This is a genomic window from Janthinobacterium sp. EB271-G4-3-2, assembly GCF_020858035.1.
GTDB lineage: Bacteria > Pseudomonadota > Gammaproteobacteria > Burkholderiales > Burkholderiaceae_D > Janthinobacterium > Janthinobacterium aestuarii.
Genome location: NZ_JACYMG010000009.1, coordinates 149,002 through 172,529, shown reverse-complemented (window position 1 = coordinate 172,529; position 23,528 = coordinate 149,002). Strand labels below are relative to the sequence as shown.

The following is a 23,528-nucleotide window of genomic DNA, read 5'->3' as shown; positions in this document are numbered from 1 at the left end:
GACAAAAAGCGGGGATAAGGTAACACTGAGATCAGACACACAGCGCATGTCCTGATCAATACCGGGAAGTTTCAATTCACGTTACCGAGATATTTATCATGAAGACCTCGTATTTCGCGCTTGCTGTGATTGGGATGGGGCCTTTCGCGCTGGGCGCGACGGCCCAGGCTGCCGATGGCGCAGGCAGTGCCGCATCCAGTAACGTTGCCGTGTACGGCGTGCTCGACGCGGGCATCGTTGCCGAACGCGGTTGCGCCGCCAGTTGCGCCGGCGCCAAGGTGTCCGGCGGCGTCGCGTCCGGCTCGCGCCTGGGCGTGCGGGGCCGCGAAGCGCTGGGCAATGACGTCACGGCCGTGTTTACCCTGGAAGCGGGCATCCAGAACGACACGGGCCAGTCGGAAGAGGGCCGTTTGTTCGGCCGCCAGGCCTACGTGGGCCTCGACAGCCGCCTGGGCGCGCTGACCCTGGGGCGCCAGTACAACCTGCAATACCTGACCCTGACCGACGTGGCCGACCCGTTCAAGGGCGGCATGGCCGGCAGCGCCGGCAATCTGGCCGGCTACAGCGTGAAACGCTACGACAATACCGTCAAATACGTCACTCCCGCCTTGCGCGGCGTGACCGCCAGCGCCATCTACAGTTTCGGCGAGTCGCCGTACAGCAGCGCCAACAACCGCGCCTATGGCGCCACCCTCGGCTATTCGTCCGGCGCCGTGAATGTCAGCGTGTCGCACCAGCGCAAGAACAACTTCATCCTCGCCTCCGGCACCTTGCCCGCCATCGACATGTCGGCCCGCAACACCCTGATCGCGGCCAATATCGACCTGAAAGTGGCGACCGCCTTTGCCGCCGTGGGCGTGAACAAGGGCTATGGCAGTTCGCCGTGGGACCCGAACAATGCCTACAGCTCGCTGGCCTTGTCCATGTCGTCGTCGGACAGCCGCGACACCTTGCTGGGCGTGTCCGTGCCCGTGGGCGGCTTCAAGCTGCTGGCCTCGTACGTGCGCAAGGATGACCGCGACCTGGCCAACCGCGATGCCAAACAGGTGGCCGTCGGCCTCACGTACTCGCTGTCAAAACGCAGCGATTTCTACGCGTCCTACGCGAAGATCCACAACAAAAATGGCGCCCGCTACACGGTCGGCAATGCCAGCGATGCGGGCCGCGGCGATGCCGCCTTCAACATGGGCTTCCGTCACGGTTTCTGACCAGCAGCGGTTGATGGCGCAGGGCACGTTGCTCCCAGCCACTTGCCGTTGCTCGTCACACTCACCTGTTCCGGCGTGCCGCGCGCGCTGGTCGTCACCGCCAGCTGCATGTTGAACGCCTGCTCGCCGCTGAATAGCACCTTGCCTTCGCCGCTCGATTTCGGATTCGCGCACGTAAACGACACTTGCATGCCGCCGGCGATGTCCTTGTTCTTCGAGGTGCAATCGCCGGGCTGGCCCGTGGGAATCTGCTTGCGCGCGGCCATTTCCGGCGTCACGCACGCCGTCACGCGCACGGCGCCGTCGGCGCCCACGGTGGGCATGGCCATGCCGCGGCTGGCAGCCATGCTTTCCAGCTGCTTGCGTTGATCGGGAGGAAGGTTGCCCAGTTGCTGCAGCACCATGGACATGGCGTTGTCGGTGGCGGCGTCCGGCGACGCCATCTTGCTGTCGACTTGCCACAGGCCCGGCTTGATGGTGGTGGATGGCGAGGCGGCCAGGGCGCTGGCCTGGGCGCCCAGGGCGGCGCAAGCCAGCAGACTCAAGCGTAGCAAAGAATGTTTCATGTTGGCATCTCCAAAAAAAGCAGACCCCAGCATACGGCATGGCAAGCGGGGCACGCTTGCCATTGTGTTACAAACTGTGATCGGGTTCGATGCGGCGCACGTCCACGCAGGCGATGCGGCGCTCGTCCGCTTCGACGATTTCATAACGCAGACCATCGAGTTCCAGCACTTCGCCCACGGCCGGCATGTTCTCGAAATGCGCCAGCAGGAAGCCGGCCAGCGAGTTGTATTCGCCGTCTTCGCTGACCAGGGTTTCCGTCTCGAACACTTGCTCCAGGTAGTGCAGGTCCGTCGCGCCGTCGATGCGCCAGCGGCCGGGGCCCAGCACTTCCACGTCGGGCTGCTCGTCCTCGTCGGGGAATTCGCCGGCGATGGCTTCCAGGATGTCGATCGGCGTGAGCACGCCTTGCACGGTGCCGAACTCGTCAACCACCAGCACCAGCTGGCCGCGCGAGCGCTTCAGGGTTTCCATGGCTTTCAGCACGCCGGCCGCTTCCGGCACGACGACGGCTTCGCGCATGCTGGCCGGGTCAATCTTGCCGTGCGACACCAAATCTTCGATCAGGTCCTTGCTGCGCGCGATACCGATCACATTGTCAAGGTCATCATTGCAGACAGGAATCATGCTGTGCGGCGTTTCGCGCAGCAGTTGCAGCATCTTGTCGCTGCTGTCGTTCAGGTTGACCCACGATACGTCGCCGCGCGGCGTCATGACGGAGCGGATCGAGCGCTCGGCCAAGGTCAGCACGCCGCTGACCATGTTGCGCTCTTCCACGCCGAAGGCGGAGACGTCGGGCAATTCCTTGACTTCGTGCTCTTCGACGGTTTCGCGGCCCTTGCGTCCGCCCAGCAGGCTCAGCACGGCTTGCGCCGTGCGGTCGCGCAGCGGGGCGTTCGATTGCAGCTTGAGGAAGTTGCGGCGCGCCAGCTGGTTGAAGAACTCGATGACGATCGAGAAACCGATGGCGGCGTACAGATAGCCTTTCGGAATGTGGAAGCCCAGGCCTTCGGCCACCAGCGACAGGCCGATCATCAGCAGGAAGCTCAGGCACAGCACGACGACGGTGGGGTGGGCGTTGACGAAGCGCGTCAGCACCTTCGAGGCCAGCATCATGACGACGATGGAAATGACGACGGCCGCCATCATCACGTACAGGTTTTCCACCATGCCGACGGCCGTGATGACGGCGTCGAGTGAAAAGACGGCGTCGAGCACGACGATCTGCGCCACCACGAGGCCGAAGCCGGCGTAGACTTTCGGGCCCGTCTGGGCGTGCGTGACGCCTTCGAGGCGCTCGTGCAGCTCGCTGGTGGCCTTGAACAGCAGGAACAGGCCGCCGAGGAGCAGGATCAGGTCGCGCCCCGAGAACGAGAATGTCAATATGGAAAACAATGGCGTCGTCAGGGTGACCAGCCAGGAAATCAGCGAGAGCAGGCCCAGGCGCATGACGAGGGCCAGGGTCAGGCCCAGCACCCTGGCCTTGTCGCGCTGGTGCGGCGGCAGCTTCTCGGCCAGGATGGCGATGAAAATCAGGTTGTCGATACCCAGTACGATTTCCAGTACGACCAGCGTCAGCAGGCCGACCCAGATTGTCGGGTCAAATAACCATTCCATGTGTGTAACCTTGTAAAGTCAGTAAGTATCAAGCTTGCCTGGCGGCTTGTGCCCCGGGCGTGATGGGTACTGCTGTGTTCGTCTCAGTGGCGGACGCGCGGCGGCCGGGTGGCCAGCCGCACGTCCGCTTCGGAAAGTGCGCCCGGTCCCGCTTGCCAAATGATGGCGTAAAACGGCACGGCCTGGCGCGAGCTCGGGTACAGCGTGATGGGATCGTTGTCGCATTCGTCGGCGGTGCAGCTGTCGCCGGGCAATCCGGCATGGGCGCTGGGGGCAATGCAATCTGCGGCAGGCGTGGCGGCAACGCCGGCCACATCAAGGTGCTGGAATGGGGAAGGGCTGGCGTAAGCCATGCTGGCGAACGCCTGGGGTAACGCGATGAAAACAAAAAGGCAGAGCAGGACGAGAGCTCGTCTCATATACAGGCAGATAGTTCTGGAACCGTGGAGTATAACACGGGCACATAACAGCTCGATGACAGGCACTTGCGTAACTGACAAGCATGACGTAAATTGCGAGAGCAATGATTTCCCTGGGCAGCGAAGACGCAGCGCGGGTCCATGGCAATTCTTGCGTTCGTATTCCATTGCGCCCGCTTTTGCGCTTGTCTAATAACGTAGTGTTACCAGGACTCTGCCTTGAAACCCATTATCGCCTTCCTGCTTGCCGCCGGCATCCTGTCGCCGTCGTTCATCCTGGCCGCCACCCCCGTCGAAGCGGCACCGACCCAGAAAACCGGCAAGGCTGCGCCGAACCGCGCCGCCGCCGTCAAAGTCACGTCCGTCGAAGGCATTACCGAATACCGGCTGGCCAATGGCTTGCGCGTGTTGCTGTTCCCCGACGCCAGCAAGCCGACCCTGACCACCAACATCGTCTACCTGGTCGGTTCGCGCCATGAAAACTATGGCGAAACGGGCATGGCCCACTTGCTCGAGCACTTGCTGTTCAAGCCCAGCGCCAACTTCGGCATCAAGAAGGGCACCAAAACCCCGGTCGAGATCCTGAACTCGACGGGGGCCGATTTCAACGGCACCACCTGGTACGACCGCACCAATTACTACGCCACTTTCCCCGCCAACGACGACAACCTGCGCCAGATGCTGGCCATGGAAGCGGACCGCATGGTCAACGCGGCCATCGACCAGAACGACCTGTGGAATCCGAAGACGCAGAAAGGCGAAATGACCGTCGTGCGCAACGAGTTCGAGATGGGCGAGAGCGACCCGATCGGCGTGACGAGCGAGCGCATCCAGGCCATCGCCTACGACTGGCACAACTACGGCAAGTCGACCATCGGCGCCCGTTCCGACATCGAGCAGGTGAACATCCCCCGCCTGCGTGCGTTTTACCATAAATATTATCAGCCCGATAACGCCGTGCTGATGGTGGCGGGCCGCTTCGATGAAGCGAAGGTCCTGAAGCAGATCAATGAGCTGTTCGGCAAGATCCCGAAACCGACGCGCGTGATCGAACCGACCTACACGGCCGAACCGGTGCAGGATGGCGAACGCGCCGTGACGGTGCGCCGCAGCGGCGGCACGCAGTTCGTCGGCGCCGGCTACCACGTGGCGCCGTCCGGCAATCCGGACGCCGTCGCCATCGAGGTGCTCGGTCACGTGCTGACGGATGCGCCCGCCGGCCGCCTGCACAAGGCGCTGGTGGAAACCAAGCTGGCCAGCAAGATCGAATACAACTCGGTGAGCAACCTGGAGCCGGGCTACAACCTGTTCGGCGCGCTGGTGCCCGTCGATGGCAACCTCGACGCGGCGCAAGCGGCCATGCTGACAGTGCTGGAAGACTTGAAGTCGCAGCCGGTCACGGACGCGGAAGTGGCGCGCGTGAAACAGCAGCTGAACAAACAGGTCGAGCTGATCACGTCGAACACGGCGCGCATGACGATCGCCCTGACGGAGTCCCTGGCGGCCGGCGACTGGCGCTTGTTTTTCCTGCAGCGCGACCAGCTCGACAAGCTGACGACGGCGCAGGTGCAGGCGGCGGCCGAGAAATACCTGAAGAGCTCGAACCGCACCCTGGGCCGTTTCATCCCTACCGATGCGCCGGACCGCACGGTCGTGCCGGCCTACGCCGACGTGGCGCCGCAACTGGCCGGCTACACGGGCCGCGCTGTCGTGGCGCAAGGCGAAGCATTCGACCCGAGTCCCGACAATATCGAAGCGCGCACCACGCGCTTCACCTTGCCGAACGGCTTGAAGGGCGCCTTGCTGCCGAAGAAAACCAAGGGCAGCACCGTCAGCGTCGTGTTGAAATTGCAGATCGGCAGCGAAGAGAACTTGCGCGGCAAGGCGCAAGTGGGTGTCTACACGGCCAATCTGTTGTCGCGCGGCACGGATAGCCTGTCGCGCCAGGAAGTGAAGGACAAGTTCGACCAGCTGGGCACGCAAGTGGCGATTTCGGGCGGCGCCGAGGGCGTGACCGCCATGCTGATGGGCAAGCGCGAGAACTTGCCGGCCGCCATGGACCTGCTGGCGCAAGTGCTGCAAAAGCCGGCCCTGAGCGAAACGGAATTCCTGGAATTGCAGCGCGAGCGCGTCGGCCGCGCGGAGCAGGAATTGCCTGAACCGCAGCCGCTGGCCGTGAACGCCTTCCGCCGCCTGCTCGATGCCACGCCGGAAGGCCATGTGCGCCACGTGGCGACCTTGCCAGCGGAACTGACGCAATGGAAAGCCATCAAGGTTGCCGATGTAAAAGCCTTCCATGGCGCCTACTATGGCGCGTCGAACGCCGCCTTTGCCGCCGTGGGCGACTTCGATCCGGCCGCGCTGAAGGCGCAAGTGGCCAGCCTGTACGGCAGCTGGAAGGCGCAGCAGCCATATGTGCGCATTCCCGATGCCGTCAAGCCTGTCAGCGGTGAAAAAGTCACGCTGGAAACGCCGGACAAGGCCAACAGCGTGCTGTTCGCCATCCAGCCGATTCCCCTCAAGGATGACGCCGCCAGCTATCCGGCCTTGCTGATGGCCAATCACATGCTCGGTGGCGGCGCCTTGCGCAGCCGCCTGGCCGACCGCATCCGCCAGAAGGAAGGCTTGTCGTACGGCGTCGGTTCGCAAGTGAGCATCCCGTCGCGCGAACCGGCCGGCTACTGGATGGCGTATGCCATCAGCGCGCCGCAAAACACGGTCAAGGTGGAAGCGGCCCTGCGCGAGGAAATCGCCAAGGTGCTGGCCGACGGCTTCACGCAAGAGGAACTGGCCGAAGCGAAGAAAGGCTGGCTGCAATCGCAGGAAGTGGGCCGCACGCAAGACAGCGGCCTGGCGCGCGAACTGGCCGGCTACCTTGCCGAAGACCGCACCATGGCCTACGACAAGGACCTGGAAGCGAAGGTGGCAGCATTGACCCTGGCGCAAGTGAACCAGGGCCTGCGTGAATACCTGAGGCCATCGGCTGTTTCGGTCGTGACGGCAGGCGACTTTGCCAAGGTGGCGAAAGAGGGCGAAAGCGGCGCCAAGGCAACGACGTCGAAATAAGCTGTTTCAATTAAAAAAAACCGCCGGCAAGTTACCTTGCCGGCGGTTTTTTTATTGAAGCATGTCAACTTAGCGCGGAGCTAACTCCGCGACGTAGATTTCGACGCGGCGATTGCGAGCGCGTCCCGATGCATCCGCATTCGAGGCGATCGGCTCGCGGGCGCCGCGGCCTTCCGTGACGACGCGGGTCGGCGAGACGCCGCGCATGGCCAGGTAGTCGCGCGTGTGGGCGGCGCGTTCCACCGACAGCGGTTCGTTGATGGAATCGCTGCCCGTGCTGTCCGTGTGGCCGATGATGCTGACCGTCGTGTTCGGGTTTTCATTCAGGGTGGCGGCGAAGCGGTCGAGGATGGGGCGGAAGTTGCCCTTGATGTCGGCGCGGTTGGTGTCGAAGGAAATGTCGCTCGGAATTTCCATTTTCAGGCGGTTATCGGCCGTTTGCGAGACTTGCACACCAGTACCCTGTGTCGCTTGTTCCATCGCGCGCTTCTGGTTTTCCATGCGGTTCGACCAGATATTGCCGATGACGGCGCCCGCTGCCGCGCCGATCAGGGCGCCGCCGGCCGTGCGGCCGCTGCTGCCGCCACCGGTCGTGCCGCCGATCAAGGCGCCCAGGCCTGCGCCGACGCCGGCGCCCGTGGCCGTGCCACGCTGCGTTGCGGACATGTCCGCGCAGCCGCTGGCGGCCAATGCGATCACCAGCATGCCGATCAGGGATTTGGCGCCAGGGCCTTTTTTGTATGTTTCTTTCATGGATTTTCTCCTTGTTTTGTTATTGGGACATACCCAGGAATTACCTGCACACGTTACTGCAAAATGCCGCGGCGTGCCAGTGCGCACGCACTGTATGCAAAGGCGGCAAAAAGGCGGCGCCCGTTTGCACGCGCGCCGCCCTGTCCAGCCAGTGCGCCAGCCTCTATAAACCGCGCCCGCTGATCAAACGCAGCAGCACCATGATCACGGCGACCACCAGCAGAATGTGAATGAAGCCGCCAATGGTATAGGAAGTTACCAGGCCCAGCAGCCAAAGAATAATGAGTACGACGGCGATTGTATACAGCATGATGTGTCCTCCGAGAGTAATGTGTGGATGACGGCGTCTGCCTTGGCCTTGCGCTGTCATCGGTTTTTTGTCATTGCGCGGCGACTGGGTCGCTGAACGCTGATGCCATGACTTATTGTCTACTTTGTTTCTGAAATTTTCTGTACGGTGCCGTACACAAGCCTGATTTACCCAACTTATTCCTGAATTAGCCAGCTTATTTGGCCAAATTCCGCTCGCGCAGCGGCGGCCGTTCCTGTTCGCCATCCATGCCCGGTATCCAGGCCAGCATGCCGGCCATGCCGACGGCGCCGGCCAGGCAGCTGACCATGCCGCCCGTCAGCAACAGCATCACGCCGAACACGGGCGCGCTCGCTTGCACGGGCGCCAGGTCCAGCGCGCAGAAGCCCAGCGCGGTGGCCAATACGCCGCCGCCAATAAAGCCGAGCCAGATCCGGCGACTGCCTGTCTTGTCGTTTTCCATCGCATCTCCTTGAAGACATCCGTTGAACTTTCTTGAATGCATCATCTCGCGGGACGGCAAGCTCATCTGTACGCCAACGAACATTATCAAAAAGAAAACGCCCGGAGGGGCCGGGCGTGTGTCGAATTTGTAACTAATCGCGGCAGCGGTACCGTCGCGGATTGCTTAGCCCATGGCGCGCAAGCCGCCGTTGACGATGCGCACGCGGTCGCCCTGGCGCCAGTTCGGCGCGGCGCTCTGGTGCACGGTGCGCGTCTTGCCGTTATCGAGGCGCACGACGATGTTGTAGCTGCGCGTGGCGCGCACGCTGCCTTCGATCTGGTTACCGGCCACGGCGCCGCCAACGGCACCCAGCACGGTGGCCAGTTGCTTGCCGTGACCGCCGCCTACCTGGTTGCCCAGCAAGCCGCCGACGACGGCGCCGCCGGCCGCGCCCACGCCGCTGCCTTCGGCGCGCGTATTGACTTCATGGATGGCTTCGATCACGCCGCAATTGCCGCACACTTGCGGCGCCGGGGCTGCCGCGTATTGTTGCTGCGGCTGCGGCTGGCGCACGGGTTGCTGTTGCTGCTGCTGTGGCGGCAGGGCGGCAAGCGGCTGCGCACCGGCAGGCTGCAAGTTCGCTGGCGGCTGGTTCGCCTGCAGGCTGGCCATCTGCTCGGCCGAGGTGCTGGCTGCCAGCGGCTGGCTATCGCCTTGGGATGAAGGCAGCCAGCCCATCAGGGCCGCCGTGCCCACGCCGCAAAACAGCAGGACGGCGACGGCGGCGGCAAGCACCAGCGGATGGAGGGATTTGGTGGTGGTCATGGAAGGCTCCTTGTTTTTTAAAATAATGAAATGGGTAGTGCGTGTTATCCGTGCATGCGGCCAGTGTGCTGTACCGCTTGCCCCGCTTCCGTGCGTCACCGTACATACAGGGACGGTACCGCACCGTAGGCTAGGTAAAAATTATGTCGAGTTGTAACGACACCAAGGAAAAGCAATGCCACTAACGAACGCCAGCACGATCCTGTCCCGCGATACAGGCCGATCCGGCCTGGGGGCGCCTGTGGCCGCGCAGGACGCCGGTAACCGCTTGCTGGCCAGCCTGCCCGAGCACGACTTGCGGCACCTGACGGCGCTGTTCGATACCGTCACGGTCGAGGTGGGCGAGGTGCTGTACGAACCTGGCCAGCCTATCGGCCACATCTATTTCCCCGGCGACTGCCTGATCTCGCTGCTGGCTGTGGCGGAAGGGCGCATGACCCTGGAAGTGGGCTCCGTCGGCCGCGAAGGCGTCCTGGGCGCTTCCGTCGCGCTCGGTCATGAACTGGCGCAAGTACGTGCAGTCGTGCAACGTTCCGGCACGGCCAGCCGCATCGCGCGGGCCGACTTCTGCGCCGAGTTCGCCCAGCTCGAGTCCCTGCAGCGTTTGCTGTACCGCTACACGGACACCTTGCTGGCGCAAGCCATCCAGATTGCCGTGTGCAGCCGCTTCCACGTGTTAGAAGCGCGTCTGGCCCGTTCGCTGCTGATCACGCGCGACCGCCTGCAGTCCGAAAAATTTCACCTCACGCATGAATTTCTCGCCCATACCCTCGGTGTGCGGCGGGTCGGCGTGACCAAGGCGGCCAGCGCGCTGCAACAGCAAAAACTCATCACTTACAGCCGCGGCAATATCGAGATCCTCGATTCGGCTGGCCTGGAAGCCGTTTCCTGCCGCTGCTACGAGCTGGTCAAGGACAGCGGCACCATCGGCATGGCCAACGTCTTCGTCTGAGTTCCCTGCTTTCCTTCCTGGTGCCACAGACGCAAAAAAGCGGGGTGGGAGCCTGGGCACCCACCCCGCTTTCTTGATCAGCGATTACTTCGGCTTGACCTGATTACCGATCACGCCGCCGACAGCGGCGCCGCCGACTGCGCCGACAGCGCTGCCGCCCGTCAGCACGGAACCGGCGACTGCGCCGACACCGGCGCCGATGGCCGTATTTTTATCTTGGGCGGACATGTTGGCGCAAGCCGTCAGGCTCAGCAGCAGGGCGGCAACGGAAGTGGTAGCGGCGATTTTTTTAATGATTTGCATGATAGTTCTCCTATGAATTCGGACCTCGTGGCGCCGGCATGGTATGGGCCGGATGACTTCGTGACGCCGTGTGTTTCAGGCACGATCACAGAATAGAATTGTGGCAAGGCAGGGTCTGTTCGGCAACGCACATAGGCGTGTAACAATTGTAATGGCACCCACCCCGCGTTCAGCGCACCTTGCGTACGGCTTTCCCCGGCTTGGGCGCCACCGGCTTGACGCGCGCCTGGGCCAGCAGTGCCGCGCATTCGCTATCCTCGACGGGGCCGGCATTGACCAGCGGCAGCAGCGCCGCCACGGGCGCCACCACGGCCAGCGCGAGGGCGCCACCGGCGCGCAGGGCCAGCACGCCCTTGTCGACGCTCACGTCGGGCTTGCTGAAAGTGCCATGCACATACAGGGGCGAGCGCAGCGAAAAGACGCGCAAGCCCTTGCTGTCCGGCCGCAGGGTCAGGTCCAGCCGTTCATCGGCCAGGTTCACCGTGCCATCGATATTCAGGACGGCGTCATCCGTGTCGACGATGAACTGGCGCGTGCGCATCAGCCCCTTGGTGACGGCGAAATCGGCAGCCATGCAGTTCAGCTTGACCTGCTTGTCGCCAGACAGTTTGGCCAGCACGACGCTGCCGATATTCAAGCCCATCTCTTCCAGCAGCAACTTGCTGATGCTGCCCCGGTTGATCAGCGCACGCACTTCGCCGTTCGAGCTGCCCAGCAGGGTGGCGACGGAATTGCCCGTGGCCGACAGCGAAGCGTCGCCATTGATTTCGCCCACGCTAGCCTGCAGGGCAGGCAGGCGGGGGAACAGCTGCTGGATGTGCAGGTGGCGCGCGCTGGCCTTGAGTTCGGCGGCGATGCCGTTGGCGATGACCTTGCCGCTGCCGTCGAGCTTGATCTGCGACGTCAGGGTGCCGCCCGCCACGTTGAAGTTGAGCGGCGTCAAGGACAGCACGCCATCCGTCAGCACCAGATGCGTGTCGAGCTTGCTGATCGGCAGCTCGGCGTCGCGCGTGATCTTGTCGGCCGTGTAGCGCACGTCGGCGTCCAGGCTGGTCCAGCGCTCCGTCTTGAACGTCTCCACCGGCAAGACGCGGCCGGCCGGCTGCGTCGACGGCACGCCCCGTTCCTTCTTGCTGGCGCTGGAATCGGCGCCCACCAGCGGACCCAGGTCGGAAAATTGCAGCAGGCGCGAGTGGACTTCGCCCGTCAGGCGTTTGCGCGGCGTGCTGGCGGAAAAAGCCAGCTTGCCACTGATGTCGCTCGCCCCTACCTTGCCGCTGAACTTGTCGTATACCCATTCGCCGCCGCGCGGCGCCAGGGTGCCCGTCAAATGGCCTTCCGTGCTGAAGTGCGGCGTTTCCGGCAGCAGCACGCCCGTCAATGGATACAGGCGGGCCATGCTGGGTCCGGACAGCTTCAGGCGCACGTCGAGCGCGGCCAGATTCGTCGGACGCGTCAGAGTCCCTTCGATGGCCATGCTGTTGCCGCCCGCGCGCATGTCGGCCTGGATGGGGAAGGGCGTGCCTTGCTGCTGCAGCGACAGTACGCCGCCCGCCTTGCCGCCGCCCTTGACGGTTTCGCCACGGTATTTGCCCGACAGCGTCCAGGCGATGCCGTAGCGCGCGTCGCCCGTGATGGTGTCGACATCGGCGCGCATCGCCGTTTTGCTGACGCCATCGTCCAGGGTCACGGTGCCCTTGCTGAAGACCACGCTTTGCAATTCCAGCTGCCACGGCGATGGCTGTTCCTGCTTGTCGAAGGTCCAGTTGTTCTTGCCGTCCTTGTTGCGCAGCAAGCGCACCTGCGGCGTGTCGAAGCGCAATTGCGGGATGATGATTTTCTTGTCCAGCAGGGCCACAGGATTGAGCGAGAACGCCAGCTGGCTGACGGTGGCCAGCTGCGCCTCGTCGTCCGTCCCTGCCATGGCACTCGGGTTACCCAGGCGCACATCCTTGGCCTGCAGGTGCGGCCACGGCAAATAGTCGCGCCAGCTTTGTTTCCCTCCAGCCGTCGGTTGCTGCCACGTCAGCGCCAGGTCGCCCTCGATGGCAAATGGCCGTCCCAGCGCTTCGCTGGCGCGCGCGTTGAGCCAGGGCTTGGCGCGGTTCCAGTCCATATTCATCAGGACGATGGAAGCCGTGACGGGCAGGGCGATGAGTACGGCGGTGCTGGCGAGGGCGATTTTCTGACGGCGGGAGAGCGGCATGAGCGGATTCTTTCTGTACAAGTAGTCATGATGCTACAGGAATCGTCCTGAAGCCGGGGCTGTTTCAGGTTTTGCTGGCGGGCACGTGCGCTAGCGCACGTTGCCCATGCAAGTATTGTCGATTTCTTACTCTATGTGCGGCACCGAACGGATATGCGGGGAGCCGGAGCCTATAACGTCTACATCAAACGCCGTTCCTGATTCCAGATGCACCGACGTATGAACCTTAACGCTTACACATTCTCCAGGAGAAAAAAAATGACAAACCGAGATTTCAAGATGTCCCCGTTGGCCGCCTTGGCCGCCTGCGCCACGGCCGTTGTCCTGATGACGGGCTGCTCCAGCCTGAAAACGCCAGCCACGGCCGATGTCGCCGTGTCGCGCGCCGCCGTCGATAACGCCGCCAGCGCCGGCGCCGCCGACCTGGCGCCCGATGAAATGCGTTCGGCCCGCGAAAAAATGCGCATGGCCAACCAGGCGCTGAAAGACCGCGACTACAAGACGGCGCGCGACCTGGCCGACCAGGCGCAAGCCGATGCCAAGCTGGCGCAAAGCAAGGCCAACTCGGCCAAGGCCACCAGCGCCGCCGACGAGATCAACGAGAACATCCGCGTCATGCGCGAAGAGCTCGACCGCGCCAATCAGCAAGCCCCAAAACAATAACTAATAACAATAACTAGGACCCCATCATGAAAAAAGCTACCTACACCACCATTCCCGGCCTGCTGGCCATGGCCGCCTTTGTCGCCGCCTGCAGCTCCGCACCGACCACCACCAGCCTGCTCGACCAGACGCGTGGCGACTACATGGCGGCGCAATCGAACCCGATGGTATCGACCTATGCGCCACGCGAATTCCGCGAAGCGAGCGCTGCCCTGGAAGCGGCGAACGCGGCCGCCACGCGGCAGGAAGATAGCGAAAAAGTCGACAAGCTGGCCTACCTGGCCAAGCAAAAGATAGCCACGGCGCAAGAAGTCGCCAAGCAGAAAGCCGCGGAAGCCGATATCGCCAACGCCGGCAAGCAGCGCGATCAATTGCGCCTCGATGCGCGCACGCAGCAGGCTGACCAGGCCACGGCCCGCGCCCAGTCGGCGCAGGCGGATGCGGAAGCGGCCAAGGCCCAGGCGCAAGCGGCCGAAGCATCGGCCCGCGATGCGCAAGCCCGTGCCGCCGGACTCGAGGCGCAGCTGGCCGACCTGGCCGCCAAGAAAACCGAGCGCGGCATGGTCATTACCTTGGGCGACGTGCTGTTTGGCACGGACAAGGCGAACCTGACGGCCGATGGCGCGAATACGGCGCGCAAGCTGGCTGACGTGCTGAAAAACAACCCACAGCGCACCGTGCTGATCGAAGGCTTTACGGATAGCACGGGCGGCTCCGCGCACAACCTGGAATTGTCGCAACGCCGCGCCGAATCCGTGCGCAATGCGCTGCTGGAGCAAGGCATCAGCCGCGACCGCATCGCCACGAAAGGCTATGGCGCCGCCTATCCGGCCGCCGGCAATGACACGGCGGCAAACCGCCAACTGAATCGCCGGGTGGAAATCGTCTTGTCCGAGGACAACACGGCGATTCCCGCCCGCCGTTAAAACACCCGACCAAACCTACTGCGCGTCGCGATTTGCGGCCTCCGATGCTCACTGTGCTATAGCACAGCTCCGCTTCTCGGCCACAACTCACTGCCGCTCGCTACGGTTTTGTCCCGGTGTTTAATTTGTTAGAAGGCAGCATCGGCCGCAATCTGGCCGGTGGATACCCACGCAAGTATTGAAAGGAAGCATCATGACACCAACATCTGTTGAGATTCCAGCTGGCATCGATACGGCGGCCATCCGCGCTGCCGCGAAAAACCTGGACGACGGCGCCGTGACGGCCGGCTACCAGGCCGACCGCGAGGAGTTGATCACTTTGTTGAATGGCGCGCTGGCCACCGAACTGGTGTGTATCGCGCGCTACAAGCGCCATTACTACACCGTGAGCGGACGCGACAATGGCAGCATCAAGGCCGAGTTTCTCGAGCATGCGCAGCAGGAGCAGGAACATGCGGACTGGCTGGCCGAACGCATCGTGCAATTGAATGGCAAGCCAGATTTTAATCCTGCAACATTGCTTGCGCGTAGCCATGCCGAGTATGATGACTCCGAAGACGTGCAGAGCATGGTGCGTGCCAATCTGATCGCGGAACGGGTAGCGATCGAGTCGTATCGTCAGATGATCGTGAAAATCGGCGACAAAGACCCGACCACACGCCATTTGTTGATCAAAATCATGGCTGTTGAAGAAGAGCACGCCGATGATATGCGCGATCTAATGGAATAGTGTTTTTGAGTAAAGTAGGTATAGTAACTACATTCATCCACAGCTAAGGAGCTAAACCATGTTGGAAAATAATATCACCACCGTTAATAACGATGTCAAAACCCTGGTCAAGGATGCACAAGCCCTGTTCAGCGCCGCTGCCGCCCTGACCGGCGAAAAAGCCGATGAAGTGCGCATCAAGGGCATGAAAACCCTGGACGCCGCCCTGGCCAAGGCGCATGAAGCGCAAGCGTCGGCCATCGTTGCCACCAAGCAGATGGCTGCCCAGGCAGACGGCTATGTCAAGGAAAACCCATGGCGTACGGTGGCCGTTGCCGCTGGCGTCGGCGTGCTGGTCGGCTTCATCCTGGGCCGCAAGTAATCCACTGTCAGGAGCGATATGGACAAGTCTGCTTCGTCTCACCAGGGGCCGGGATTGATCGGCTCGGTCGCCGGCCTGGCCAAGAACGCCGTCGGACTGATGTTGTCGCGGCTGGAACTGGCCACCATCGAACTGTCGGAAGTGCGCAATCACATGCTGCAGCTGGTTGTCATTTTCGCGCTGGCGACGGTGGCGGGCTTGTTTGCCATCGCTTACGGCAGCGTGCTGATCGTTTTCCTCGCCTGGGATAGCCTGGGCTGGAAGATCCTGGCGATCATGACGGTCGTGTTCGTACTGCTGGCCATCGCACTGGTCATGTATGCGCGCGCCATGCTGCGTCAAGGAAAGCTGTCGATGCCGGCCACCATGGCGGAATTGAAGGCCGACCGCGACATGCTGATGTAAGCTGCCTCACGAGGAGAATTCATGTCGGAAACCGACAAACTGGCGGCGCAAGCCGCCCGCAAGCGCCTGCTGATCGCCCAGGGCGAAATGTACCGCGTGGGCATCGTGCATGCGCGCGCCAACGTGGGCTATGCATTGCGTCCCGAGTCGATGCTGCAGGGCGTGGTCGAGACGGCGGTCGGCTTTGCCGGCCACCGCGTCGAGTCCCTGCTGGCGCCGGGCGGCATGCGCTTGCAAGGCGCCATGCCCTACGTGCTGACGGCGCTATCGTTTATCGGACGCAAGAAGCTGGTCAAGCCGGCCCTGGTCCTCGTGGCTGTGGCCGCCGTTGCCGCCAGCTGGCTGCGCCGCAAGCGCTGAACGCCAGCCGTGTTGCACAGGAACGCCGTCATCGACGGCGTTTTTTTTGCCTGTACCCAAGGTTCGGCGCGCACTGACGCAATCCCTTACAATGATTCACGCCGTATTTCGCGCGGCGGACAGAGGGGCCATCTTGATGACGCATTCGAAGACACCGATCAATCAGTTAAATCCCTCGCGCCTGCGCATCGTGCTGGTGCTGCAGGGCGGCGGCGCACTGGGCGCCTACCAGGCCGGCGTCTATCACGCGCTGCACGAACATGGCCTGGCGCCCGACTGGGTGGTGGGCACTTCGATCGGCGCCATCAATGCCGCCATTCTGGCCGGCAACAAGCATGAAGACCGGCTCGTACGCCTGAAACAGTTCTGGCAGCGCGTGGCGCACCGCGACAGCATCGACATGAACCTCGTATCGGACCAGCAGCGCCGCTCGAACATCTGGCTGGCCACGCTCGATACGGTGTTGCGCGGCGTGCCCGGCTTTTTCAAGCCGCGCACCTTCAGCTTGTTTCCTGCCGGAATCGCCGTCAAACCGGAAGAGGCCAGTTTTTATGACACCAGCGAGCTGGCCAGCACCCTCGAGGAACTGGTCGATTTCGATTATCTGAACGAGCCTGGCGGCATGCGCCTGACCGTCAATGCCCTGCGCGTCAAATGCGGCAGCCTCACCAGTTTCGACAGCCAGCAGCAAGCCCTGACGGCCGATCATATCCGCGCCAGCGGCGCCTTGCCGCCCGGTTTTGCCGGCGTGCGCGTCGATGGCGATTTATATTGGGATGGCGGCCTGTACTCGAATACGCCGCTCGAAACCGTGCTCGACGACACGCCCCACGTCGATACGCTGGTCTTCATGGTGGACCTGTGGAGCTCGGAAGGGCCGGAACCGACCACCCTCGATGAAGTGCAGACGCGGCAAAAGGACGTCACCTTCGCGTCGCGCTCGAAGCGGCATATCGCCGATTATGTCAATACGCACACCTTGCAGCGCAAATTGCGCGAACTGTATGCCGGCCTGCCCGACACCAAGCACAACCGCCAGCAGACGGAAGAACTGGTGGCGCTCGGTTGCGACAGCACCATGCACATCGTGCGCCTGCCGTATGCGGGGCGCGACTGGCACATGGCGGCCAAGGATATCAATTTCTCCAAGGGCTCGATCGAATGGCGCTGGGAGCAGGGCTACCAGGATGGCTTGCGCGCGATCAAGGCGGCCGGCTGGCTGGCTTTTGTCACGGAAGATACGCCGCTCGTGGTGCACGAACTGCCACCCTACGAACGCGACGCTGCCTAGTGCCGCCTGTCAAAACCTGCTGCGCGTCGGTTTTGCCAGGCGTTGCAAGAGTACAGAGCAAGAGTGCGGCGCATTTCTGTGTCACTGCGGATGTGCCGCCTCGCGCAGTTTTTCCGCGTTCGCCATGTCTTGCCGGTACGTGTCTTGTGCATCCTTCAGGCAGGTGGCGCGCGCGGCGGACGGTTCCAAACGGCAGGCTTTTTTGGCCTCGGCCAGGGCGGCGGCGATTTCCTTGCGCAGGGTGCGCAGCTGGGCTTGCGCCGTGCTGTCTTCCTGGTACCAGCGTTGCGGGTCGCCCGGCTGCGGCGTGGCTGTCTGGGCCAGTGCCAGCGGCGCCAGGCCGCAGGCGAACAGGGTCGCCAAGAGTGTGTTGTGGATAGTCATGATATTTCCTCCTTGAAATAAAAAAGGCGCCGTAGCGCCTTTTTTTACAACCTGCCTGTCAGTAATAGCAGGATCAGTATCACTACGACCAGGCCGGCGATGCCGCTGGGGCCGTAACCCCAGTTGCGGCTATGCGGCCAGGTGGGCAGGACGCCGACCAGGGCCAGGATCAAGATGATCAGAATGATGGTGCCCATGGTATCTCCTTGTTGGTGCATGGTCCGGCGCAGGCTTGCTGGCAAGCCTGGCCAGTGGATTAATAGCGGTAGACGCGGCCGTCAACGATGCGCACGCGGTTGCCCGGGCGCAAATCATTGGCGTTGTCCTGCACCACGGTACGGTATTCGCCGTTGTCGAGACGCACGCTGATCTGGTAAGCCTGGGCCTGCTGCTTGCGGCCTTCGACCTGGTTGCCCACGACGCCGCCGGCGACGGCGCCCGCCACGGTGGCGGCCGTGCGTCCGCTGCCCGAACCGATGGTATTGCCCAGCAGGGCGCCGGCGATGCCGCCGACCACGGCGCCGGCGCCGCTGGTTTGGCCGCCACCCTGCACGATCTGGATGGAATCGACGGTGCCGTACATGGCGGATTCAGGCTGGTTGGCCGGGTAATACTGTTGTGATTGGGAAGGGCCGGTGGCGCAACCGCTGAGTACGGCTGTGGCGGCAAGCATCAGTGCGGCCAAGGTGGCGTTGGTTTTCATTTTATTCTCCTGACGAGGTGAGGGTGTAGTGCCATCTTAGTCATGCCCCCGTCCCGGGTCTGTACGCTGCCGCACGTACATATTTGCTGCCAAAAATGGTATTTTTTACCGTGGCGATTCACCAAAACGTTGTTATTTCTCCCTGTCTCCCTTTTGCTTTCAAAATAAATTACTTGTGTACGGCAGCGTACAGAAGAGTGGCGACTATCCACGTAAAACGGTAGTCATGCCAAGCAGACATGTTTGGCACCACCAGGGAGAAATACAATATGAACAAGAATAAGCTTTTCACCGCCATCGTCGTCAGCCTGGCATGCGCCGCCTGGGGCGGCCAGGCAATGGCCGCCACGCCGGAAGCAAAAGCAGCCTACAAGGCGGCCAATGAACAGGCGGCCCTGAACTACAAGCTCGCGCATGCCGAGTGCGAAAAAATCACGGGCAATCCGAAGGATGTCTGCATCGCCGAAGCAAAGGCCGTGCGTACCTACGATGAAGCCGTGGCCCAGGCGCAATACACAAATACCCTGCGCGCCTACACCAAGGCGCGCATCAAGATTGCCGATGCCAATTACGACGTCGACCTGGCGCGCTGCAATGCGGTGACGGGCAACGACAAGGATGTCTGCGTCAAGCTGGCGAAGTCCACCAAGGTGGCGGCCCTGGCCGATGCCAAGGCGGACAAGAAAGTCATCGAAGCGCGCAGCGATGCGCGTGAAGCAAAAAGAAAAGCCGAGTACAAGGTCGCGACAGAAAAATGCGATGCATTAGCCGGCGCAGCCAAGGATGACTGTATCAAGGCTGCAAAAACCCAGTTTGGCTACTGAGCTCCATCCGGCGCGCAGTCACCACACTGGTATAAGAAGCTCATTGTGAGCACGTTGATTGACCACTCCTAAGGAAAAAACCATGAAATTCACTAAATCTATCGCTACTGGCCTTTTCGTCGCTTCCCTGTTCGCTGTTGCAGGCTGCGCTTCGACCCCAACCAAGGAAGGCACGGGCGAGTACATCGACGACGCGGCCATCACCACCAAAGTGAAAGCCAGCATCTTCAACGAGCCTACCCTGAAATCGACGGAAATCAACGTTGAAACTTTCAAGGGCGTGGTTCAGCTGAGCGGCTTCGTTGCCCAGCCTGGCGATGCCGCCAAAGCGGGTGAAGTTGCCCGTGGCGTCAAGGGCGTGAAGTCGGTGAAAAACGACATCCGCGTCAAGTAATGGCCTGACCTGCCGCAGCGGCCAGCCCCACGGCTGGTGCTGCGGCCCACCACCGACCGTCGCGGGAATCGCATGCATATTCAGCCTTCAGATACCCCGCCCGAGCCGGTGGCGGCTGCCTCCACCGAGCCTGCCGGGCCACCTCCCGGCGCGCCCGTGGAGCACCTGGACGCATCCTTGCGTTTGCCGCTGCATGTCAATGCGCGTGGCATGGCGCTGGGCATCATCGCCACCGTCAGCTTCATTTATGCGCTGCAGTGGGCACAGAAATTCCTCATTCCCGTCATCTTCGGCATTTTCATTGCCTACACCCTCAATCCCGTCGTTGCCTGGCTGGAAAAGCTGCGTTTGCCGCGCGCCATCGGCACCACGGTCGTCACGGCCCTGATACTGTTCGGCTCCGTCGTCGTGATCGACCGCGTGCAGGGCGAATTCGAATCCATCGTTGAAGAGTTGCCGGCCGCCACGCACAAGCTGTCGCGGCTGATCGCCGCCAATACGGGCGGCAAGAACAGCACCTTCCAGAAAATGCAGGCCGTGGCCAATGAAATCGAGCAAGTGGCCGCCGGCGCCGAAGCGCGCCGCAACAACCGCCGCGCCGCGGCAGCGTCCGAAGGTCCCAATTTCAAGATCATGGACTGGGTCTGGGCCGGCTCGCTGGGTCTGGTGGGCTTTGTCAGCCAGGCCACCATGGTCATCTTCCTCGTGTTTTTCCTGCTGCTGTCGGGCGATACCTTCAAGCGCAAGCTCGTCAAGCTGACGGGACCGTCTTTGAGCCGCAAGAAGGTCACCGTGCATATCCTGGAAGACATCAATACCTCGATCCAGAACTATATGTTCATGCTGCTCGTCACGAATGTCCTGCTGGCCGTCCTGATGTGGATCGCCCTGCGCATGATCGGCCTGGAGAACGCGGGCGCCTGGGCCATCGTGGCCGGCTTGTTGCACATCATGCCGTATTTCGGCCCCTTGCTCATCACCATCGCCACTGGGCTGGTTGCCTTCTTGCAGTTCGAATCGCTGGAAATGGTCTTGCTGGTGACGGGCACGTCTATGGCCATCGCCACCCTGGTGGGCACCTTTGTCACCACCTGGATGACGGGGCGCATCGCCCGCATGAATCCCACGGCTGTGTTCATCAGCCTGCTGTTCTGGGGCTGGCTGTGGGGCGTCTGGGGCTTGCTGCTGGGCGTGCCCATCATTGTCATGGTGAAGGTGGTGGCCGAGCGCGTGCAAGGCATGGAAGTGGTGGCCGAACTGCTGGGCGAATAGCTTGCAGCAACGGCGCCCGCGGGCGCCGTTGCTGCATCTGCAAGGCCAGCTTAGGACTGGTGGCGTTTGAGGATCTTCACTTGCACGTCGCCGTCTTCCGTCTTCGGCATATCCTTCATGCTGCCCAGCTGCAGGGCGAACTGGCGCGTAAACTCGGCGCCCAGGAAGAAGATCTGCGCCGAGTAATACACCCACAGCAACAGGGCCACCAGCGAACCGGCCGCGCCATAGCTGCTGGCCACGCCGCTATTGCCGATATACACGCCAATCGCATACTTACCCAGGGAAAACATGAAAGCCGTGCCCACTGCGCCGATCAGCACGTCATGCCAGGACAGGCGCACGCGCGGCAGCATCTTATAGATGACGGCAAACAGGCTGGCGATCACGGCAAAGCCGATCAGGTTCGACAGGATGGTAAACAGCACGGCCGTGTCTTTCCACACGCCTTCCCAGAAGTTGGCGAGGATGGCCATGGCGGCGTTGACCACCAGCGACACCATCAGCAGGAAGGCCAGCACCAGTACCAGGCCGAACGACAGCAGGCGCGTGCGCAGCATGTCCCAGGCTCCCGCTTCCTTCAAGGGCGGCACTTGCCAGATTTCGTCGAGACTCGCTTTCAGTTCGGCAAACACGCTGGTGGCGCCAAACAGCAGCAGGGCGCTGGCGATGAGGGTGGCGATGCGGCCCTGTTCATGGTTTTTCGCGCCGGCCAGCACGAGCTGAATGGCTTCCGCGCCCTGCGTGCCCAGCAAACCTTGCAGTTGCCCCATCAGCTCGCCGCGCGCGGCGGCCGGGCCATAGAAAAAGCCGGCGATGGCGATCACCAGCACGAGGATGGGGGCGATGGAAAACAGGGTGTAGTAGGCGAGGGCGGCGCCCTTGCTCGAGGCGCGGTGTTCCAGCCATTCGGTGACGGAGCAGACGACGACACTGCGCATCTGCTTGCCAAATGGCGCCAGGCTGGCCAGTTTGGGATAGCGGGTAGAGAAATTCATAGCGGCTTTCAATGAAAAAAAGGGGCCGCAGCCCCTTTTTTAACTAGTGGCGTACCACTGGTATTGCTTACTGTACGCGGCGTTCGATGGTGATCTGTTCCACTTCAACGCGGCGGTTTGGTTCCAGGCACTTGATCAGGTCGGCACGTTTCTTGTTGTTGCAGGTGACGACAGGATTGGTGGAACCCTTGCCTTCGGCCGTCAGGCGGTTGGCGGCGACGCCATGGGCGACCAGGTATTCCTTGACTGCATCAGCACGTTGCTGCGACAGTTTCAGGTTGTACTTGGGCGAACCGATGCGGTCGGCATAACCACTGATGACGACGTTGTTGACGTCCGGCGCCGCGTTCAGCACGCGGGCGATTTCGTCGAGCTTGGTCTGTGTCGGGCCCAGCTTGGCGCTGTCGAACGCGAACAGTTCCGTTGCCGACATCGTCACTTTTTCAAAGCGGGCTGGCGGCGGTGGCGGTGGTGGCGGCGGCACGACCACGACGACTTCCTCGCGCACTGGCGGCGGTGGCGGCGGTGGCGGCGGCGCAGCCGGTTTGTCGAACGCGTAGTTCAGGCCCACGGTGACATAGTAGTTGTTGGACTTGCTGCTTGGATCGAAGGTATTGCCGCGCAGGAAACCGTGCACATTGCGCACGTCAGCCTGGAGGGACAGTTGCTCCGTGATGCTGGACTGGAAACCCAGGCCCACGCTGGCGTATGGCGAGCTCTTCGTGCGTTCACCGAAGGCGAAGCTGGTGTCCTTGTCGCGCTGCATCCCGGCACCGACCAGCAGGAAGGGACGGAAGGCCTTGCGCGAGAACATGTACAAGCCGTCTACGCCCAGCGTATTTTGCTGGTAGCGCTGACCGCCATCCTTGGAGCGGGCATACGTGGTGCCCAGCTGGATATCCCAGTCCTGGGAAACAGGCTTACCGAAACGCAAGCCTGCGCCATAACCGGTTTTATCCGTGGCGAAGTCGGAATCTGGCTTGAGGGCGTTGATGCTAGGTTGAATATACCAGGAGGGGTTGATTTCCTGGGCCTGTGCGCCGAGGGCGGAGCACAGGACGGCGGCGGCAACGGCGATTTTTTTTAGATTATTCACAAGTAACTCCCAACGTTGATAAGAGATTTTCTCTACGGCATCAAAACCACATCTTGCTACACGTGCTATTGCTAAAGATAGACAACACTTCCAGGTGCGCTTTATTGCGATAAATGCACTGCTGTTGGAGTAGAGAATACGTTTGCAGGTTCAGGTGGTCGGTGCGCTGGCGCACAAAGCATTGCGGTATATCAATGGTGTTGCAGATTCACGACAAAGACTTTGATGTTGAAAAAAACTAATTTTATTGGTGAAACTTTTACAAGCACGGCCATTTCCTGGCGCCGCAGCGACAGGCAATCGTACGACTTGTCACCAGCTTGCCACTGTATATTAGCAACAATGATGAGCTTGATAACTAATATTACATTGATGTTGTATTCCTGCCGCGTTCTGTTGCTTTTCCGGGCTTCCTCCAGGCAACTTTTGCGCGCCGCAGCCAGCTCCGCCACT

28 protein-coding genes are annotated in these 23,528 nt (G+C 62.0%); 13 read left to right on the top strand and 15 right to left on the bottom strand.

The genetic code is table 11. The features are described 5' to 3' along the window. The first annotated feature begins 134 nt into the window (after positions 1 to 134). Complete coding sequence (locus tag IGS55_RS19340; RefSeq protein WP_230537257.1) at positions 135 to 1,208, top strand: porin; 1,074 nt, start codon at positions 135 to 137, stop codon at positions 1,206 to 1,208. Here IGS55_RS19340 and IGS55_RS19335 read toward each other — a convergent pair. From IGS55_RS19335 to IGS55_RS19325, 3 genes are all read right to left on the bottom strand, one after another. After that, complete coding sequence (locus tag IGS55_RS19335) at positions 1,196 to 1,774, bottom strand: DUF3617 domain-containing protein (protein ID WP_230517639.1); 579 nt, start codon at positions 1,772 to 1,774, stop codon at positions 1,196 to 1,198. The genes IGS55_RS19340 and IGS55_RS19335 overlap by 13 nt on opposite strands. Before the next feature lie 67 nt (positions 1,775 to 1,841). Then, complete coding sequence (locus IGS55_RS19330) at positions 1,842 to 3,389, bottom strand: TerC family protein (protein ID WP_230517640.1); 1,548 nt, start codon at positions 3,387 to 3,389, stop codon at positions 1,842 to 1,844. An 83-nt stretch (positions 3,390 to 3,472) separates the two neighbouring features. Further along, positions 3,473 to 3,742, bottom strand: coding sequence for a hypothetical protein (locus tag IGS55_RS19325; protein ID WP_128140025.1), 270 nt, complete (start codon positions 3,740 to 3,742; stop codon positions 3,473 to 3,475). Between the two features lie 285 nt (positions 3,743 to 4,027). Between IGS55_RS19325 and IGS55_RS19320 the strand changes: the two genes are divergently transcribed. After that, positions 4,028 to 6,874, top strand: a complete 2,847-nt coding sequence (locus IGS55_RS19320; RefSeq protein ID WP_230517641.1) for a M16 family metallopeptidase — start codon at positions 4,028 to 4,030, stop codon at positions 6,872 to 6,874. Between the two features lie 69 nt (positions 6,875 to 6,943). Here IGS55_RS19320 and IGS55_RS19315 read toward each other — a convergent pair whose 3' ends face one another. From IGS55_RS19315 to IGS55_RS19300, 4 genes are all read right to left on the bottom strand, one after another. Beyond that, entirely contained in the window at positions 6,944 to 7,579 is a 636-nt protein-coding gene (locus tag IGS55_RS19315) for an OmpA family protein (RefSeq protein WP_128140864.1), read from the bottom strand. Positions 7,580 to 7,790: 211 nt separating this feature from the next. Beyond that, a complete protein-coding gene (locus IGS55_RS19310; RefSeq protein ID WP_010396376.1) occupies positions 7,791 to 7,937 on the bottom strand; it encodes a lmo0937 family membrane protein in 147 nt (48 codons plus the stop codon). Between the two features lie 196 nt (positions 7,938 to 8,133). Continuing rightward, complete coding sequence (locus IGS55_RS19305) at positions 8,134 to 8,400, bottom strand: hypothetical protein (RefSeq protein WP_230517642.1); 267 nt, start codon at positions 8,398 to 8,400, stop codon at positions 8,134 to 8,136. 165 nt (positions 8,401 to 8,565) lie between these two features. Then, positions 8,566 to 9,207, bottom strand: coding sequence for a glycine zipper 2TM domain-containing protein (locus IGS55_RS19300; protein WP_230517643.1), 642 nt, complete (start codon positions 9,205 to 9,207; stop codon positions 8,566 to 8,568). A 175-nt stretch (positions 9,208 to 9,382) separates the two neighbouring features. Here IGS55_RS19300 and IGS55_RS19295 point away from each other — a divergent pair, with 175 nt between their 5' ends. Further along, a complete protein-coding gene (locus tag IGS55_RS19295) occupies positions 9,383 to 10,159 on the top strand; it encodes a Crp/Fnr family transcriptional regulator (RefSeq protein ID WP_230517644.1) in 777 nt (258 codons plus the stop codon). Positions 10,160 to 10,243: 84 nt separating this feature from the next. Here IGS55_RS19295 and IGS55_RS19290 read toward each other — a convergent pair whose 3' ends face one another. Next, the gene (locus IGS55_RS19290; protein WP_086138583.1) at positions 10,244 to 10,462 is read right to left on the bottom strand and encodes a glycine zipper 2TM domain-containing protein; all 219 of its coding nucleotides are present in this window, start codon (positions 10,460 to 10,462) and stop codon (positions 10,244 to 10,246) included. 169 nt (positions 10,463 to 10,631) lie between these two features. After that, positions 10,632 to 12,668, bottom strand: a complete 2,037-nt coding sequence (locus tag IGS55_RS19285; protein ID WP_230517645.1) for an AsmA family protein — start codon at positions 12,666 to 12,668, stop codon at positions 10,632 to 10,634. A 258-nt stretch (positions 12,669 to 12,926) separates the two neighbouring features. Here IGS55_RS19285 and IGS55_RS19280 point away from each other — a divergent pair, with 258 nt between their 5' ends. From IGS55_RS19280 to IGS55_RS19250, 7 genes are all read left to right on the top strand, one after another. Further along, complete coding sequence (locus IGS55_RS19280) at positions 12,927 to 13,331, top strand: DUF4398 domain-containing protein (protein WP_051992010.1); 405 nt, start codon at positions 12,927 to 12,929, stop codon at positions 13,329 to 13,331. A gap of 26 nt (positions 13,332 to 13,357) precedes the next feature. Continuing rightward, entirely contained in the window at positions 13,358 to 14,257 is a 900-nt protein-coding gene (locus IGS55_RS19275; RefSeq protein WP_230517646.1) for an OmpA family protein, read from the top strand. A gap of 193 nt (positions 14,258 to 14,450) precedes the next feature. Further along, on the top strand, positions 14,451 to 14,987 hold the full coding sequence (locus IGS55_RS19270; protein ID WP_070304102.1) for a ferritin-like domain-containing protein: 537 nt from the start codon (positions 14,451 to 14,453) through the stop codon (positions 14,985 to 14,987). Positions 14,988 to 15,045: 58 nt separating this feature from the next. Continuing rightward, positions 15,046 to 15,348, top strand: a complete 303-nt coding sequence (locus IGS55_RS19265; protein WP_034758939.1) for a DUF883 family protein — start codon at positions 15,046 to 15,048, stop codon at positions 15,346 to 15,348. A gap of 18 nt (positions 15,349 to 15,366) precedes the next feature. Beyond that, positions 15,367 to 15,753: a phage holin family protein gene (locus tag IGS55_RS19260; RefSeq protein ID WP_070224915.1), complete on the top strand. Its 387-nt coding sequence runs from the start codon at positions 15,367 to 15,369 to the stop codon at positions 15,751 to 15,753. Positions 15,754 to 15,774: 21 nt separating this feature from the next. Continuing rightward, positions 15,775 to 16,113, top strand: a complete 339-nt coding sequence (locus IGS55_RS19255) for a hypothetical protein (protein WP_034758933.1) — start codon at positions 15,775 to 15,777, stop codon at positions 16,111 to 16,113. A 136-nt stretch (positions 16,114 to 16,249) separates the two neighbouring features. Continuing rightward, positions 16,250 to 17,404 carry a patatin-like phospholipase family protein gene (locus tag IGS55_RS19250; RefSeq protein WP_139090914.1) on the top strand — a complete coding sequence of 385 codons (1,155 nt, stop codon included), beginning with the start codon at positions 16,250 to 16,252 and terminating at the stop codon, positions 17,402 to 17,404. Positions 17,405 to 17,485: 81 nt separating this feature from the next. On the opposite strand, the gene IGS55_RS19245 is transcribed toward IGS55_RS19250, so the two are convergent. Genes IGS55_RS19245 through IGS55_RS19235 form a run of 3 tightly spaced genes read right to left on the bottom strand, consistent with a single transcriptional unit; the run spans position 17,486 to position 18,491 of the window. Continuing rightward, positions 17,486 to 17,788: a hypothetical protein gene (locus IGS55_RS19245; RefSeq protein WP_230517647.1), complete on the bottom strand. Its 303-nt coding sequence runs from the start codon at positions 17,786 to 17,788 to the stop codon at positions 17,486 to 17,488. Between the two features lie 44 nt (positions 17,789 to 17,832). Beyond that, positions 17,833 to 17,985 (bottom strand): DUF3309 family protein, encoded by a 153-nt coding sequence (locus IGS55_RS19240; protein WP_010396415.1) that lies wholly within the window; start codon positions 17,983 to 17,985, stop codon positions 17,833 to 17,835. A 59-nt stretch (positions 17,986 to 18,044) separates the two neighbouring features. Beyond that, on the bottom strand, positions 18,045 to 18,491 hold the full coding sequence (locus IGS55_RS19235) for a glycine zipper 2TM domain-containing protein (protein WP_128140018.1): 447 nt from the start codon (positions 18,489 to 18,491) through the stop codon (positions 18,045 to 18,047). Positions 18,492 to 18,760: 269 nt separating this feature from the next. Here IGS55_RS19235 and IGS55_RS19230 point away from each other — a divergent pair, with 269 nt between their 5' ends. The 3 genes from IGS55_RS19230 to IGS55_RS19220 all read left to right on the top strand — a co-directional run bounded on the left by IGS55_RS19230 (position 18,761) and on the right by IGS55_RS19220 (position 20,981). Then, positions 18,761 to 19,315 carry a hypothetical protein gene (locus IGS55_RS19230; protein WP_230517648.1) on the top strand — a complete coding sequence of 185 codons (555 nt, stop codon included), beginning with the start codon at positions 18,761 to 18,763 and terminating at the stop codon, positions 19,313 to 19,315. A gap of 82 nt (positions 19,316 to 19,397) precedes the next feature. After that, positions 19,398 to 19,709: a BON domain-containing protein gene (locus IGS55_RS19225; protein WP_128140016.1), complete on the top strand. Its 312-nt coding sequence runs from the start codon at positions 19,398 to 19,400 to the stop codon at positions 19,707 to 19,709. Between the two features lie 72 nt (positions 19,710 to 19,781). Beyond that, on the top strand, positions 19,782 to 20,981 hold the full coding sequence (locus IGS55_RS19220) for an AI-2E family transporter (protein ID WP_442908183.1): 1,200 nt from the start codon (positions 19,782 to 19,784) through the stop codon (positions 20,979 to 20,981). A gap of 50 nt (positions 20,982 to 21,031) precedes the next feature. Here the strand turns inward: IGS55_RS19220 and IGS55_RS19215 are convergent, their stop codons facing one another. From IGS55_RS19215 to IGS55_RS19205, 3 genes are all read right to left on the bottom strand, one after another. Next, positions 21,032 to 21,979 (bottom strand): YihY/virulence factor BrkB family protein, encoded by a 948-nt coding sequence (locus tag IGS55_RS19215; protein ID WP_230517649.1) that lies wholly within the window; start codon positions 21,977 to 21,979, stop codon positions 21,032 to 21,034. Positions 21,980 to 22,046: 67 nt separating this feature from the next. Continuing rightward, positions 22,047 to 23,075: an OmpA family protein gene (locus tag IGS55_RS19210; RefSeq protein ID WP_230517650.1), complete on the bottom strand. Its 1,029-nt coding sequence runs from the start codon at positions 23,073 to 23,075 to the stop codon at positions 22,047 to 22,049. 191 nt (positions 23,076 to 23,266) lie between these two features. Continuing rightward, a complete protein-coding gene (locus tag IGS55_RS19205; RefSeq protein WP_230517651.1) occupies positions 23,267 to 23,527 on the bottom strand; it encodes a hypothetical protein in 261 nt (86 codons plus the stop codon). Position 23,528: the final 1 nt, after the last annotated feature.

What these genes read in the sequence shown, in the direction of transcription:
- IGS55_RS19340 (WP_230537257.1), top strand. Translation starts at nt 135, where the DNA reads ATGGGGCCTTTCGCGCTGGGCGCGACGGCCCAGGCTGCCGATGGCGCA.
- IGS55_RS19335 (WP_230517639.1), bottom strand. Translation starts at nt 1,774, where the DNA reads ATGAAACATTCTTTGCTACGCTTGAGTCTGCTGGCTTGCGCCGCCCTG.
- IGS55_RS19330 (WP_230517640.1), bottom strand. Translation starts at nt 3,389, where the DNA reads ATGGAATGGTTATTTGACCCGACAATCTGGGTCGGCCTGCTGACGCTG.
- IGS55_RS19325 (WP_128140025.1), bottom strand. Translation starts at nt 3,742, where the DNA reads ATGGCTTACGCCAGCCCTTCCCCATTCCAGCACCTTGATGTGGCCGGC.
- IGS55_RS19315 (WP_128140864.1), bottom strand. Translation starts at nt 7,579, where the DNA reads ATGCTGGTGATCGCATTGGCCGCCAGCGGCTGCGCGGACATGTCCGCA.
- IGS55_RS19310 (WP_010396376.1), bottom strand. Translation starts at nt 7,937, where the DNA reads ATGCTGTATACAATCGCCGTCGTACTCATTATTCTTTGGCTGCTGGGC.
- IGS55_RS19305 (WP_230517642.1), bottom strand. Translation starts at nt 8,400, where the DNA reads ATGGAAAACGACAAGACAGGCAGTCGCCGGATCTGGCTCGGCTTTATT.
- IGS55_RS19300 (WP_230517643.1), bottom strand. Translation starts at nt 9,207, where the DNA reads ATGACCACCACCAAATCCCTCCATCCGCTGGTGCTTGCCGCCGCCGTC.
- IGS55_RS19295 (WP_230517644.1), top strand. Translation starts at nt 9,383, where the DNA reads ATGCCACTAACGAACGCCAGCACGATCCTGTCCCGCGATACAGGCCGA.
- IGS55_RS19290 (WP_086138583.1), bottom strand. Translation starts at nt 10,462, where the DNA reads ATGCAAATCATTAAAAAAATCGCCGCTACCACTTCCGTTGCCGCCCTG.
- IGS55_RS19285 (WP_230517645.1), bottom strand. Translation starts at nt 12,668, where the DNA reads ATGCCGCTCTCCCGCCGTCAGAAAATCGCCCTCGCCAGCACCGCCGTA.
- IGS55_RS19280 (WP_051992010.1), top strand. Translation starts at nt 12,927, where the DNA reads ATGACAAACCGAGATTTCAAGATGTCCCCGTTGGCCGCCTTGGCCGCC.
- IGS55_RS19275 (WP_230517646.1), top strand. Translation starts at nt 13,358, where the DNA reads ATGAAAAAAGCTACCTACACCACCATTCCCGGCCTGCTGGCCATGGCC.
- IGS55_RS19270 (WP_070304102.1), top strand. Translation starts at nt 14,451, where the DNA reads ATGACACCAACATCTGTTGAGATTCCAGCTGGCATCGATACGGCGGCC.
- IGS55_RS19265 (WP_034758939.1), top strand. Translation starts at nt 15,046, where the DNA reads ATGTTGGAAAATAATATCACCACCGTTAATAACGATGTCAAAACCCTG.
- IGS55_RS19260 (WP_070224915.1), top strand. Translation starts at nt 15,367, where the DNA reads ATGGACAAGTCTGCTTCGTCTCACCAGGGGCCGGGATTGATCGGCTCG.
- IGS55_RS19255 (WP_034758933.1), top strand. Translation starts at nt 15,775, where the DNA reads ATGTCGGAAACCGACAAACTGGCGGCGCAAGCCGCCCGCAAGCGCCTG.
- IGS55_RS19250 (WP_139090914.1), top strand. Translation starts at nt 16,250, where the DNA reads ATGACGCATTCGAAGACACCGATCAATCAGTTAAATCCCTCGCGCCTG.
- IGS55_RS19245 (WP_230517647.1), bottom strand. Translation starts at nt 17,788, where the DNA reads ATGACTATCCACAACACACTCTTGGCGACCCTGTTCGCCTGCGGCCTG.
- IGS55_RS19240 (WP_010396415.1), bottom strand. Translation starts at nt 17,985, where the DNA reads ATGGGCACCATCATTCTGATCATCTTGATCCTGGCCCTGGTCGGCGTC.
- IGS55_RS19235 (WP_128140018.1), bottom strand. Translation starts at nt 18,491, where the DNA reads ATGAAAACCAACGCCACCTTGGCCGCACTGATGCTTGCCGCCACAGCC.
- IGS55_RS19230 (WP_230517648.1), top strand. Translation starts at nt 18,761, where the DNA reads ATGAACAAGAATAAGCTTTTCACCGCCATCGTCGTCAGCCTGGCATGC.
- IGS55_RS19225 (WP_128140016.1), top strand. Translation starts at nt 19,398, where the DNA reads ATGAAATTCACTAAATCTATCGCTACTGGCCTTTTCGTCGCTTCCCTG.
- IGS55_RS19220 (WP_442908183.1), top strand. Translation starts at nt 19,782, where the DNA reads ATGCATATTCAGCCTTCAGATACCCCGCCCGAGCCGGTGGCGGCTGCC.
- IGS55_RS19215 (WP_230517649.1), bottom strand. Translation starts at nt 21,979, where the DNA reads ATGAATTTCTCTACCCGCTATCCCAAACTGGCCAGCCTGGCGCCATTT.